General features: G+C 35.8%; 10 protein-coding genes and 1 pseudogene. 7 read left to right on the top strand and 4 right to left on the bottom strand.

The window, feature by feature from the left end:
- The first annotated feature begins 373 nt into the window (after positions 1-373).
- The 4 genes from F6K15_RS35445 to F6K15_RS35430 all read left to right on the top strand — a co-directional run bounded on the left by F6K15_RS35445 (position 374) and on the right by F6K15_RS35430 (position 4,314).
- Positions 374-3,133: an adenylate/guanylate cyclase domain-containing protein gene (locus tag F6K15_RS35445; RefSeq protein WP_293070442.1), complete on the top strand. Its 2,760-nt coding sequence runs from the start codon at positions 374-376 to the stop codon at positions 3,131-3,133.
- Between the two features lie 86 nt (positions 3,134-3,219).
- Positions 3,220-3,351 carry a hypothetical protein gene (locus F6K15_RS35440; RefSeq protein WP_293070440.1) on the top strand — a complete coding sequence of 44 codons (132 nt, stop codon included), beginning with the start codon at positions 3,220-3,222 and terminating at the stop codon, positions 3,349-3,351.
- 455 nt (positions 3,352-3,806) lie between these two features.
- Positions 3,807-3,956, top strand: a complete 150-nt coding sequence (locus F6K15_RS35435; RefSeq protein ID WP_293070438.1) for a hypothetical protein — start codon at positions 3,807-3,809, stop codon at positions 3,954-3,956.
- A 232-nt stretch (positions 3,957-4,188) separates the two neighbouring features.
- The gene (locus F6K15_RS35430) at positions 4,189-4,314 is read left to right on the top strand and encodes a hypothetical protein (protein WP_293070436.1); all 126 of its coding nucleotides are present in this window, start codon (positions 4,189-4,191) and stop codon (positions 4,312-4,314) included.
- 336 nt (positions 4,315-4,650) lie between these two features.
- Here F6K15_RS35430 and F6K15_RS35425 read toward each other — a convergent pair whose 3' ends face one another.
- Positions 4,651-5,856: a site-2 protease family protein gene (locus F6K15_RS35425; RefSeq protein ID WP_293070435.1), complete on the bottom strand. Its 1,206-nt coding sequence runs from the start codon at positions 5,854-5,856 to the stop codon at positions 4,651-4,653.
- Positions 5,857-6,613: 757 nt separating this feature from the next.
- Positions 6,614-6,895 carry a photosystem I reaction center subunit PsaK gene (psaK, locus tag F6K15_RS35420; protein ID WP_293070433.1) on the bottom strand — a complete coding sequence of 94 codons (282 nt, stop codon included), beginning with the start codon at positions 6,893-6,895 and terminating at the stop codon, positions 6,614-6,616.
- A 182-nt stretch (positions 6,896-7,077) separates the two neighbouring features.
- On the opposite strand from psaK, the gene F6K15_RS35415 reads away from it, so the two are divergent.
- Together F6K15_RS35415 and F6K15_RS35410 are read left to right on the top strand one after the other, a co-directional pair.
- Complete coding sequence (locus F6K15_RS35415) at positions 7,078-7,740, top strand: phosphoribosylanthranilate isomerase (RefSeq protein ID WP_293070431.1); 663 nt, start codon at positions 7,078-7,080, stop codon at positions 7,738-7,740.
- A 2,111-nt stretch (positions 7,741-9,851) separates the two neighbouring features.
- Positions 9,852-11,027: a calcium-binding protein gene (locus F6K15_RS35410; protein WP_293070429.1), complete on the top strand. Its 1,176-nt coding sequence runs from the start codon at positions 9,852-9,854 to the stop codon at positions 11,025-11,027.
- Here the strand turns inward: F6K15_RS35410 and F6K15_RS35405 are convergent.
- Positions 11,022-11,324, bottom strand: a complete 303-nt coding sequence (locus F6K15_RS35405) for a hypothetical protein (RefSeq protein ID WP_293070427.1) — start codon at positions 11,322-11,324, stop codon at positions 11,022-11,024. The two genes, F6K15_RS35410 and F6K15_RS35405, sit on opposite strands and share 6 nt — an antisense overlap.
- Before the next feature lie 740 nt (positions 11,325-12,064).
- Between F6K15_RS35405 and F6K15_RS35400 the strand changes: the two genes are divergently transcribed.
- Positions 12,065-12,895 carry a photosystem II manganese-stabilizing polypeptide gene (locus tag F6K15_RS35400; protein ID WP_293070425.1) on the top strand — a complete coding sequence of 277 codons (831 nt, stop codon included), beginning with the start codon at positions 12,065-12,067 and terminating at the stop codon, positions 12,893-12,895.
- 179 nt (positions 12,896-13,074) lie between these two features.
- On the opposite strand, the pseudogene F6K15_RS35395 reads toward F6K15_RS35400, so the two are convergent.
- A pseudogene (locus F6K15_RS35395) lies at positions 13,075-13,236 on the bottom strand (helix-turn-helix domain-containing protein); the annotation flags it as partial.
- Positions 13,237-14,010 lie beyond the last annotated feature (774 nt).

The raw sequence follows: 14,010 nt of genomic DNA, 5'->3' as shown, positions 1-14,010 counted from the left end.
TCCCCCTCTTCCTTCTTTTCTCTGGTGACAATAAATAGACCCTGCCCTCTTCCCCCTCTCCCCCCTCTCCCCCCTCTTCCTTTTTTCTCTGGTGACAATAAATAGACCCTGGGGGTTAGGGGTAGGTTGACTCCTAAGTAATTAAAATTAATATTATACACTAATTTACCAACGCCGGTGGTAGGTGAAAAGTCTGCCGAAAATATGGGTCTCAAGCATTGTCCTTGTCAGGCTACCTTTGCTACTATAGCTAATAGACATCTCCAACCAAAGAGGGAGAAGTTAGTGTCAATTGCAAAACTGGGGGGTTAATATTCAAACTAACTCATCTTCATCAAAAACTGGCCAAATAAAAGAATTCTCATAGAAATATATGGCCTTAAGCCAGGCTACCACAATGTTTCTGAAATCACTATTCCCCCGTATCAAAGTGAGCAGTCATATACCTCTACGAGCTATTCTAATAGTACCATTTGTGGTTCAGATTTTTGGGGCTGTAGGTTTAACAGGATGGCTATCTCTACGCAATGGCCAGGAAGCAGTTAATGAAGTAACAACTCAATTAAGAAATGAAGTTAGCACTCGTATTCAAGAAAGATTAAAAGATTATTTAGAAGCACCAAAGGTTATTGCTCAAATTAATTGGGATGCTATTAATTTAGGTCATTTGAATCTTCAGGATACGGCTAGTTTAACCCAACAATTTTGGCGACAAAGATTTTTGTTTGATTCGGTTAATATTTCTGCTATTTATTTTGGTAGCGCCCAAGCAGAATTTATTGGTTTAGGATTTCAAAATAATAATCAATGGCAAATTGGTAGAGCGGGTAAGTCTACGAAAGGTAAATTTCATAGTATTGGTATTGATAACCAAGGAAAGCCTACAGAATTATTAGAAATTGGCAATGATTATGACCCCAGAATTAGACCTTGGTACAAAAATGCAGTAGAGGCAAAAAAACCAACCTGGAGTGATATTTATCCTGACTTTAAAGAGTTAAGATTGAAAGTAACTTTGGTTCAACCTGTTTATCAAGATAATAATGAGTTAATAGGAGTAGTTGGAGTAGATTTTGTTCTTTCTCACATCAGAGAATTTCTCCAAAGTTTAAAAATAGGTAAATCAGGACAAACTTTCATCATCGAACGTACCGGGTTTTTAGTGGCTTCTTCTACTTCTCAAAAACCATTTAGTTTGAAAGATGAAGAAGTCACAAGAATCAAAGCTGAAAATGTTAATAATTCTCTAATTAGTACCACAGCAAATTATTTAATCAAGTATTTTGGTGACTTTAGTAAAATCAAGCAATCTCAACAATTGGAATTTCTACTCAATAGCAAGCGACAATTTTTACAAGTAGTACCTTTTTCTGATGGTGAAAATTTAGACTGGTTAATTGTAGTTGTGGTGCCAGAAGAAGATTTTATGGAGAAAATTAATGTTAACACTCGTACCACAATTAGACTGTGTTTAATAGCTTTATTCGTAGCAACAGTAATCGGAGTTTTAACCTCTCGTTGGATTAGTTATCCTGTCATGTGTTTAAGTGCTGCTAGTAGAGAAATTGCTAGTGGAAAATTCGACCAAATAGTTGAAATAAAAGCAGTAAATGAACTAGAAGTCTTAGCAGAATCTTTTAATTTAATGGCAAAACAATTACAACAATCATTTGCTAATTTAGAAAAAACAAATGCTGAACTAGAACAAAGAGTGGAAGAAAGAACAGCCGCATTGCGTCAGTCGGAAGAAAAATTTGCTTTAGCTTTTCAGGCAAGTCCAGATGTAATTACTATTAGTAAAATTGCAGATAGTAGGATAATTGAGGTTAATGATAGTTTTCTGGAAATTACAGGTTATAGTCGCCAAGAAGTGATTGGTAAAACAGGAACAGAATTAAATTTATGGGTAAATCCTGAAGAACGAAGTAATATTTATAAAATATTAGAAACTCAGGGCAGAATTCATCATCAAGAAATTAATTTGAGACTAAAGTCAGGACAAATTAGAATTGGTTTATTATCAGGAGAAGTTGTTTTTCTTGATGGGCAACTTTGTTTACTTTCAATAGTTAATGATATTACAGAACGCAAGGAAGCAGCAGAAGCATTACGAAAGGCTGAAGCAAAATATCGTAGTATATTTGAAAATTCAATTGAGGGTATTTTTCAAACTACACCTGATGGTTTTTTCTTAAGTGCTAATCCTGCTTTGGCAAAAATGTATGGTTATTCTGATTGTTCAGAATTAATTGCTAATATTAGGGATATTGCACAACAGCTATATGTTAATCCTAATCGTCGGCAAGAATTTATTGATGCTATTAATAAATATGAGGAAGTATCAAATTTTGAATCAGAGATTTATCGTTATGATGGTAGTATTATTTGGATGTCTGAAAAAGCTCGTGCTGTACGGGATGCTAATGGAGAAATTCTTTACTATGAAGGTACTGTAGAAGATATTACTCTTCGCAAACAAGCAGAAGCAGCATTACGCGCAGAACAAGAAAAGTCTGAGCGTCTACTAATGAATATTTTGCCAGAACCTATTGCATTTAGATTAAAACAGGATACCAGTGCAATAGCTGATTATTTTGAAAAAGCTACAATTTTATTTTCTGATATAGTTGGTTTTACTCCTATTGCTGCGAGGGTTTCTCCAATAGAATTAGTTAACCTGCTCAATCAAATTTTTTCTAAATTTGACTATCTCGCTGAATTATATGGTTTAGAAAAAATTAAGACTATTGGCGATGCTTATATGGTAGCAGGTGGGTTGCCAGTACCCCAAGAAAATCATGCAGAAGCGATCGCTAATATGGCATTAGATATGCAGCAAGAAATTGATAAGTTTCAAACAGATATGGGCGATAAATTTAACATTAGAATTGGTATTAATACTGGACCAGTAGTGGCAGGTGTAATTGGTACAAAGAAATTTATTTATGATTTGTGGGGAGATGCTGTGAATGTAGCTTCGAGAATGGAGTCTTCTGGAAAAGCTGGAAAAATTCAAGTTACAACTACTACTTATGAACTATTAAAAGATAGATATATTTTTCAGGAAAGAGGTTTAACTTCAGTTAAAGGTAGAGGTAAAATGGTTACTTATTGGTTGTTAGGAAAAAAGTAATTTTGAAGAAGGAGTCAGGAGTCAGGAGTCAGGAGTCAGAATTAAAAAGTCAAAATTTAAAAGTCAGAAGTTATAAGTCAGAATAAATGGCTGAAACACCAGTTTTTAGTGAGGTGGGAAATTCTCTTTTTTGGTCAAAGAGATATCTTCAAAAGTTAAAAGTCGAAAGTCAAAAGTCAGAAGTTAGAATAAATGACTTAAATACAAGTTTTGAGTGAGGCAGGAAATTCTCTTTTTTTGTCAAAGAGATATCTTCTGAACTCAAAAGTTAAAAGTCGAAAGTCAAAAGTCAGAAGTTAGAATAAATGACTTAAATACAAGTTTTGAGTGAGGCAGGAAATTCTCTTTTTTTGTCAAAGAGATATCTTCTGAACTCAGAAGTTAAAAGTCGAAAGTCAAAAGTCAGAATTCAGAATAAATGACTTAAATACAAGTTTTGAGTGAGGTGGGAAATTCTCTTTTTTTTGTCACAGGGATATCTTTAGAAGTCAGAACTCAGAAGTTAGAACTCACAAGTGAAAAGTCAAAAGTTAGAACTCAGAATAAATGGCTGAAACACCAGTTTTGAGTGAGGTGGGAAATTCTCTTTTTTTGTCACAGGGATATCTTTAGAAGTCAGAACTCAGAAGTTAGAACTCACAAGTGAAAAGTCAAAAGTTAGAACTCAGAATAAATGGCTGAAACACCAGTTTTGAGTGAGGTGGGAAATTCTCTTTTTTTTGTCACAGGGATATCTTTAGAAGTCAGAACTCAGAAGTTAGAACTCACAAGTGAAAAGTCAAAAGTTAGAACTCAGAATAAATGGCTGAAACACCAGTTTTGAGTGAGGTGGGAAATTCTCTTTTTTTGTCACAGGGATATCTTTAGAAGTCAGAATTCAGAAGTTAGAACTCACAAGTGAAAAGTCAAAAGTTAGAACTCAGAATAAATGGCTGAAACACCAGTTTTGAGTGAGGTGGGAAATTCTCTTTTTTTGTCACTGGGATATCTTTAGAAGTCAGAACTCAGAAGTTAGAACTCACAAGTGAAAAGTCAAAAGTTAGAACTCAGAATAAATGGCTGAAACACCAGTTTTGAGTGAGGTGGGAAATTCTCTTTTTTTTGTCAAAGAGATATCTTTAGAAGTCAGAACTCAGAAGTTACAACTCAGAATAAATAGCTTAAACACCAGTTTTGAGTGAGGTGGGAAATTCTCTTTTTTTGTCACTGGGATATCTTGAGAAGTCAGAAGTTAGGAGTCAAAAGTTATAAGTCACCAGATTTTTCCTTACTTTTTTCTTCTTCCTTCTTCCCTCTTCCTTCTTTTCAAAAGTTTAAAACTTAGAAAAAACCAGATTTTTCCTTCCCTCTTCTTCTTCTCTCTTCCTTCTTCTCTCTTCCTTCTTCTCTCTTCCTTCTTCCCTCTTCCTTCTTTTCAAAAGTTTAAAACTTAGAAAAAACCAGATTTTTCCTTCCCTCTTCTTCTTCTCTCTTCCTTCTTCTCTCTTCCTTCTTCCTTCTTCCTTCTTCCTTCAAATTTACTTTAAATTTGATAAATAAGTAGCCTTAGCGATCGCTTCTAATTTCATTCCTGGAGGATAACAACCTTCTGTTTTAATATGCTTAATTTCTGCCTCTGAAATCTTCAATTTTAAGTATCTATTTATTGCCCGGACAATATCACCCCGGTCTATAATACCTGCAACTGCTCCAGCAGGAGAAAGAACAGTTATTTGTTTTTGTTGATGAAATTCCATACTGTAAATAACTTCTACTAAACGAGCTTTCTCTGAAACAGTAATTATCTGATTTAGCGGACATATAATCATCCTTAAAGTTTGAGTATCCCAATAACTCCTTTCAATAAAATTAATAGCATCAGAAGAAACTAAACCAAGATAACGACCCTCACTAGCAGCAAAATAAATGGAAAATTTAGAACTTTTCAAAAAATATTTATCTGAGAATTGACTCAAGGTCAAATTTGCATCTACCACACGAAAATCTCGCGTCATTACTTCTACAGATTTAATTTTAATTAACGCTTCTTCTAAATCAATTATCCGGCGATAAAATTTGGCATTACGCAGAGCAAACCAACCAATTAAAGCCAGCAAAAAACCACCATAACTCTGAGTTATTAATACTAAAACCGACCCCAAAATAATTCCTAACCATCCTAAACCTTGACCACTTTTAGCCGCCCATCTTACCCCAACAAAACGACTACCAGTTATTTTCCAAATAGCAGCTTTTAATACTTGTCCGCCATCTAAAGGTAAACCAGGCATCAGATTAAAAATAGCTAAAATTAAATTAATTTCTGCTACCCGATTTATTAGTTCACCAACCAAGCTTGATGTGGAAAAAAAAAGGCTAGTTAAACCCAATAAAAAAAACAAAACCAAACTCACTAAAGGTCCAGCGATCGCCACTTGAAAAGCTTCTCCAGGAGTTCGATATTCTCGTTCTATTCCAGTAATTCCACCAAATAAAAATAACCTGATAGAATTAACTTTCATCCCTTGAGAAATAGCAACCAAACTATGAGCTAATTCATGTAACAATACAGAACAAAACATTAGTACAGCAATTACTAATCCAGCTCCAAAAGCTAAAAACAATCCCCACTCTTGATAGTCTTGCCTATTAATATATGTTATCCACAGTAAAATGACGAACCATGAAGAATCCAAAAATAAGGGGATACCAAATAAATTGCCAATTCGCAAATCTACCTGCATGAAGTTTTATTTGATTATTTATTTAAACTTTGACTTGTTCTACTCTATATAACTTATCTTTTGATTTTTTGGTTTAATACCCTGCCGTCTACATGGTGTTGAAAATTGCTTGGGGTTATAAAACACGAAATGGCAAGTCATTGACTATCCCCATCCACTTTTTCAGTCCTTCCTTCTTCCTTCTTCCTTCTTCCTTCTTTCTTCTTCCTTCTGCTATATTACTATTTTTACTGAAAAATCAAAAATGGGGGTATCTCTTCTGTGCGAAAAGAATACCCCCTATACTTTTGACTTTTCCCTGCTCTAAACAGACACGGATTCTAAGAGGATGCTACGCAACGGTATAAATACACATTGCTCGCTTCTCCTTAACTGTCACCCAGAGATTTATCCGGGTGGGACGAGTCAAAACGCCCCTAGACACTTACTTGTATTCACATTAACTCATACAGATTGTGTTTACTTTTTGTTAGCTTTCGGGAGGTTCTATCACTATGCCAAAATGGTACACTCCCTGTCCTGCCATTGTTTGCAGTGATATAGTCATACTGCCGTTGAGTGTATCAACCGTTGTTTCTTATTTGCCGGGATTTCTCCGTGCTAGGACAGTTCCAGGTGTAGATGAACACAGACCTCACCATCTAATTCTATCACTTCGGCGGCTCAATAAATCCCGCACCCTCGTTTTCATCCCCTACCTAAAGGCGAGGAGCTTTCAACCTTCTTCTGTGTAACTAAAATCAGGTTATATCTATATCTATAACATACCAGCACTACCAAGCCCTAAAATTATTCCTGCTCCCAAAATATGACCAAAGCTAGTAGTAGCTAACAATTCTGGTATGCCAAACCCAGTAAAAATTGCTGGTAATGATACTGGTAAATCTGGCCCTTGTCCACGGTTGTTCTTGGAAATAGCATAGTAACCAATTGCAATTGCCACTAGGTTGCAAGTTATCATTACAATTGCTACTTTTGGAGACCACTCTGTAGAAAGGGATTGAGATTGTGCTGCTAAAATTAAACTAGAGTAAATCAAGTTTTTATCTCCTTAAAATTACAGAAATTTGACTATTTGGCTTAAATGTTTGATTGAATCAATTTATGTTTTGCAAATTATCAAGAAGTTTTAGTAAGAAGCTATAATTTGTTTTAATAATTAACAATAATTTTAAGTTTTAATACAAAAATATACAATTAAGCTCTTAGTAGGTATAATTAATGCGCGTTAAAATTTGTGGGATTACAAAATTAGAGCAAGGACAAGCGATCGCTCAAATGGGAGCAACAGCTTTAGGATTTATCTTTGTTCCAACATCGCCTCGGTATATTACTCCAGAAAAAATCAGAAATATCGTTGTTCAACTACCAAAAAATATTGATAAAATTGGGGTATTTGTTAACCCAGAAATTGATTTCTTATCGGAAATAATTATTCAGACCCAATTAACAGGTATACAACTACATGGAGATGAATCTCCAGAATTTTGTCATCAGCTACGTCAATTAATACCAGATAATATAGAAATAATTAAAGCATTCAGAATCAAATCTCTTCAAGATTTAACAACAGTAAATAGTTACGAGAATTATGTCGATACTTTACTCCTAGATGCTTATCATCCAGATAAATTAGGAGGCACTGGTCAAACCTTAGATTGGAAAATTCTTAAAGATTTTCATCCCACTTTTCCTTGGTTTTTAGCAGGTGGTTTAACACCAGAAAATGTCACAATACCAGTTCAACAACTCATCATTGAATCCAGCCATAAATTCTGTGGTATAGACTTATCTAGTGGAGTAGAAATAGCGCCTGGGGATAAAGACTTAATTAAAGTCAAAAAATTATTTGATAGTTTGGCAAAACTGAGGATTAAAGTGTAGAAAAAATATCAAATATTATCAGGAAAGGCAGAAGGCAGAAGGGAGTAATGGAAAATTTTTCTTGTTTCTCCTTTAAAGGAGAGGCTTTAAACCTTAATTAGGGCTTGCTGATTAAATCTAAAAGTATTTGCAGATAAAGGCTTTAGCCTTTTTGGGGCCTTGAAAAAGTGCGCTTGTTTCAGTCTAAAACCCTCAAAAAGTTAGTATTTTAGGCACATAGCTGGGCAGAAAAATCATTCTGACAATTCTTACTTCTACCTGCTCTAAGTACCCATTTCTCCTGTCTCCTGTCTCCAGTATAGCTGTCTCCTACCCTCACCCATAAGACTTTTTCAGCAAATCCTAATTATTCGGTAAATGCTTCTATGAACCTATCCCACTAATAATATTTTTGCTAAAAACCATAAATATTTTGAGAATTAAAAACCAAAAATTAAGCTTTTTAAACACATTTTACTCAAAGAAATAAGTTTGTTAAAAATAGTGGGATAGGTTCATTAATGTAATCTTAGCTCCCTTCAGATATCGCCAAATATAAAAATAACGAATTGCGAATACCCAGGGATTAACAAATAGTATCAGAAGTATATCTAGCTAATAGTCTATTGTGCTAGATTCTGAGAAAAAATTTATCAAAATAATATGGGTCGCGCAACCCCGCCTTTTAAGGTGATCGGGTTTTTGGAGCGAAGCTCAAATCCCCTACTTCCCCTCCCCTCCTGGGAGGGGTTAGGGGTGGGTTGGGAGGGGTTAGGGGTGGGTTAACTTCTGACTTCTGACTTCATTAAAATTACTGCAAATAAAAAAGTAGTTCAATAATGAATAATTAATAATGAATAATTAATAATGAATAATTAATAATTAATAATTACCTCTCTTTGAAAAGAAGAGGATTGACTAATCATGAAAATTTTTATTCTCTTGGTCGATTGGATATGGCGAGGAGACCTCGCCATCCCATCCTAACGGACTGCTCCGCAAACGACCGCTTATTATCCCCTTAAAAGGGGAGGCTTTAAACCACAATTTTTCGGTAAACTTATAATACCAAATTGATAAATGTTTGCTACAAATAGTCAAAATATTTCTTAGGAGTCAGAAGTCGTATGGGAATAGCTTAAATACAATTTTTCAGGTTGTAAGTCATCTTTTTTTGTCAAAGGGAATATTCTGAAAAGTCTTTTTATTCCTCTTACTATTCGTAATATTATTTTTTCACGGTTGGTATAATCAAGAGAGGTAAATATATAGCAGTAATAATTTTAAAAGTTTCCCATAGCAAGTTTCCATAACTAATATTTCCGTATTCCATAACCTGATATAATTAACAATTAAATTTGAGGAAAGTATGTAGCTATCATTCCTCAAATTTATAACTAAATAAAACAGGAATTAGTATTAAAAATTTAAACTAAATTTCACAGTAAAACTTAAAACATATTAGCCAAACTTACCGAATAATTTAGGTTTCAAAGCTTTCCTTTACAGGAGAAGCAAAAAAAAATCCTTTGAGTCAATTCTCTTCCTTTTAGGGAGAGGTAATTATCAATCATTCATTATCAATTATTAATTATTGAACTATCCAACTAATGTAGACTTGAATTCAAAAAACAGACTAAATGCTGACATAAATAGGAAACAAAATAGTTGAGTTTTCAGTCACAAGTAACTTGTAAGGATAGGAGGGACATTCATCGCCAAAACTCAATGCAAAATATGAAAAAAATGCAATCCTAAAACCTAGTGCCGCTACGCGGAAGTCAAAAGTTAAAAGCGAGTGCGTAATTCTGAGGAAACCTCAGAATGCAAGACGCATATCTGACAGTCAAAAGTATTGATTTTTAAGGCTTTTAGGACTTTGTAACTGGTTAGTTATTTCTGCCATCCTACTACTAGAACATTTTTGTGTGTTTCTATAAATTTCTATAAATAAGTTAGGTAGGCACGAATAAACCTCATTATCTAACGAAATATTGATGAGGTCAAAACCATTGAAATTGCTTCCACTCCGTTTCAGTCCCAATGATATACTTGTAAATTTTCCCACCTACCTACTTCAACCTGACTTTACTCAAAAATCAAATTATTAGTAACATAGGAGTATCCAAAATATGGCCAATATATCAGGAGATAACAACGATAACCTCTTAATAGGCTCTCAAGAACCAGACCTAATGGAAGGGTTTGGTGGAAATGATACTATTTTTGGTGAAGCAGGAGATGATACTCAAGACGGTGGAGAAGGAGAAGATGAAATTATTGGTGGTATTGGATCGGACTCTTTAATTGGTGGTGAAGATAATGATTTATTACAAGGAGAAGATGGCCGCGACTCTGCATTAGGGGGTCCTGGAGATGATAGTATTGAAGGTGGTCCGGGAAATGATTTTTTAGCAGGAGAAGAAGGCAACGACTCGTTATTTGGACAGACCGGAGATGACTCCTTAATTGGTAATGAAGGAATTGATTTAGTTACTGGAGGAGATGGTAACGATACATTAAGAGGTAGTCAAGGTAATGATAGTCTCTTTGGAAATATTGATGATGACGTAATATTTGGGGATAGTGGAGATGATATTGGAAATGGCAGTATAGGAAATGATTCTCTTTTTGGTGGTGATGGTAATGACTCTCTAGATGGAGGTAGTGGTGATGATACTCTATTTGGAGAAGCAGGTGATGATACTCTATTTGGCATTAATGGCAGTGATTTTATTAATGGTAATAGAGGTAACGATCAAATCTTTGGTGGAGAAAATTTGGACAACCTTCGCGGTGGAAAGGATAATGATACAATTTTTGGAGAACAAGAAAACGACTCCCTCTTTGGTGACGCGAATAATGACTTAGTTATTGGTGGTATTGGTGACGATACATTATTTGGTGGAAAGGATAATGATACACTTCAAGGTAGTGATGGTAATGACTCCTTGTTAGGCGATCGAGGCAACGATATATTATTTGGAGATGCTGGAGAAGATACCTTAACTGGGGGCGAAGGTTCCGATATATTTGTGCTACCTGGAGAATTGGGTAATATTGATGTGATTAATGATTTTAGTCCTTTGGAAGATTTCTTGGCCTTAGATGGTGACTTAACTTTTGGCGATTTAACTTTTGAACAGGGAACTGGTTTAAACTTCAGAGATACATTAATTACTATTGATAATGGTAGATTATTAGCAGTATTAGTCAATGTTCCAGCTTCAATAATTACAGAAGAAGACTTTATAGATAATATTAGTCAAGCTTTACCTGAGTCTACATCAGACCAAGAAATGTTATAAATCTTCAGAAGACCAATTTTCTAAAATAGACCGTAGTCTTAACCTGGGAATATAAGGCCAACCTCCCTTTGCTTCAATATCTTTAAGTAAATTGTAGAGTGCTTGACGATTATCTGGTAATGCTTGTTGAAATAAGCCTTCTCTTAGTTCTTGATGTAAACCTTCCAGAGTTCGTAGCATAGCCAACATTGCTATTGGATCGTCGTGATGATTTTTCGCTAAAGCTCTTAGTGAATGTGTCAATGATTGTAAATCATTGTGTAATTGTGTTGACTGATTGTCTGTATTTGTATCCATAATTATCAATTAACATCAAAAAATTATTTTAACTAGCTATCAGCACTTCAGCTTTTACAGCTCTGGGTAAAAATCCCCAGTTTCTAATAAGCTGGATGGTTGAGTTTGATTTAAAATCTCTTTTCTGTTCCGGAATACTATGCTCTTTGAAGGTGTCTCAAAAAAAATCTACCGATCGCTGTTAGCTCCGCATTCCGCAGGAAAAGCTGACCCCTGACTGCTTATTTAATTAGTTTTTACTTATTCATATAAACCACCAAGGTCTAAATTAATTTGCCCTCGTATAGGTAATTCAAAAATATCTTGCTTGTTCTAGATATTAATTTTATGTTTTTCTCTTAATCCTAAGTTTTGCTTGATTAAAACTAAATTAATTACAGCGATATTTTACCTTAAGCATATTTACTTATGCAATTTTAATTTATATAACTGATTTAGGAATAAAGTAACAAGCAATGTAAAATACTATTTTGGATAAATACAAAGATAAATCAGCTTTGAATTACAGTCCTTTTTTCAGGAAATGGGCATAGGTACATGAGTTTAAACACCTATTAATGCTAACAGAAGTATGAAAAATTTACTCTGACAAAAGCCACTTGAGAAGGTGAAGTACAACTATGATTCTATGACCCTAACTTCCGATAAAATCTAAAATCTAAAATTGGATTATTTATACTGCGTAAATACAAAACGTAGTAGCAACGTTAATTGTTGAATATTGAATCTTGAGGTTAACAATGAGGTATCGCACTTTAATTGCTGCACTATTAGCTGTGTGTTTGAGTTTTTTGACCGCTTGCTCAGAAGGCCCAGATAGCAGTCAAACACTTACTTATGAAGACATTGTAAATACTGGTTTGGCTAACAACTGTCCTGAGTTACCAGAAACAGCTCGTGGTTCCATTGCCCTTGACCGCGATAGCTCTTATATTTTGACAGATTTGTGCATACAGCCAACTGAATATTTTGTCAAGGAAGAACCTACTAACAAACGCCAGAAAGCAGAATTTGTAGAAGGAAGAAAATTGACACGGTATACTTCTAGCTTAGACCAAGTAACAGGGGATCTAATCTTTGATGAAGATAATGCATTGACATTTAAAGAACAGTATGGTATTGATTTTCAGCCTATAACTGTTCTCTTACCAGGTGGTGAGGAAGTACCTTTTCTATTTACTGTCAAAGGGCTTATTGCTAAAAGTCAGCCTGGTGTTTCTGCTATTAATACCTCTATCGATTTTGAGGGTATCTATAATGTTCCTTCCTATCGAGGTTCTAGCTTCCTAGATCCAAAAGGTCGTGGTGTTACCTCAGGATATGATAATGCAGTAGCTTTACCAAATCGTGCAGATGATACAGAGTTTAGTAAAGCTAATGTCAAGTTTGCAGATACCAATCTCAAAGCTGGTGAAATTTCCCTGAGAATTTCTAAAGTAGACAGCGAAACTGGTGAAATTGCTGGTATCTTTGAAGCAATTCAGCCTTCTGACACAGACTTGGGCGCAAAAGAGGCTGTAGAAGTTAAGGTTGGTGGTACTTTTTACGGTAGGGTAGATACAGCTTCGTGACATCCTCCCGATGCTGTACCCTATGGGTACAGCGCGGGCTTCCCAACCTCACAGTTAGGCATTCCTGCCCCACGCCACTTGTCTAGGTCATAGAGACCCCCGACAGACCGACTTAATATGCCGTTTCCATTCCCCGATTGTCCACGGGTACTACATTCTCTAATCCGCGATGCAATTTCCAGAGAACACCTGTCTATAGGACACTTACGGGAAGCAATCCAGTCTTTGAGTTGGCGCAAAGCGTAGTTATAAACGCCTCTACACGCCTCAAGTCACTCCAGCAGGTCCGTCTGTTCTGTGGCATCTGGATAGATTCGGTAAGTATAATTCATTGTCAGCATAGCTATAGTTTGTGGTAAACTATAACTACTGATAAATGCCTGTGGGGCATCGAACCTTCAACAAGCGCGGGGAGTCTATTTATCCTGACGCTCACTCTGTTGGTTAGAGCGCGGGACTTATCGCTCCCCGAACCCCTCGTCTATTAAATTACTCGTTTGACATACTCTCCGGCTGTTAGGCGCGGAGATTCTCCTGAAACCAGGATTCTTGGTTTGCGCTCCGCAAGGCTACGCCAACACTGAGTCCACTTAAACTAATTACCTTGCGATACTTAGCCCAGAGATGGTTCTCACGCCTGCGCGTTTGCTCTATTCCAAGAGCCTGTTCCCGTATGCCCTACGGTACAGTTCAAACCTCAAACAAAAATGTTGGTTCTCTGGTACTTGTTGCTTAGAGCAATTCCTAAGTACAAGCATTACTGTACAAAACCCGATAACTCTTCTCTTGGTCAGCATTCCCTCTCTTGGTCGGCGTTCCGCAAGCGAGCTGGCGTCGTCGCGGGGTCCGACCGCTTGCGCCTAAAGGCGACGCGGGGTCTGACCGCAGTTTTCAAGGTGCAAACGCTACAGTTAAGTAGCTATAGGTTTTTAGAGCGGTTGAATACCTTTGCGCTGTTTCCATAATAACATAAAGTCCCCCTAAAAGGGCTATCCATTACCCACATCTTTCTTAACATAAGGTTTGACAAAATCTAGGGATTGTGTATTCTCATTTATAAAAACTCAGAGTTTAACCAAAAGTCAGTCAATGGAACAGTGGATCACAGCAGAACT

The organism is Okeania sp. SIO2B3, assembly GCF_010672525.1.
Classification (GTDB): Bacteria; Cyanobacteriota; Cyanobacteriia; order Cyanobacteriales; family Microcoleaceae; genus Okeania.
The sequence above is the reverse complement of the archived record's forward strand: the minus strand, read 5'-3'. Positions and strand labels throughout refer to the sequence as shown.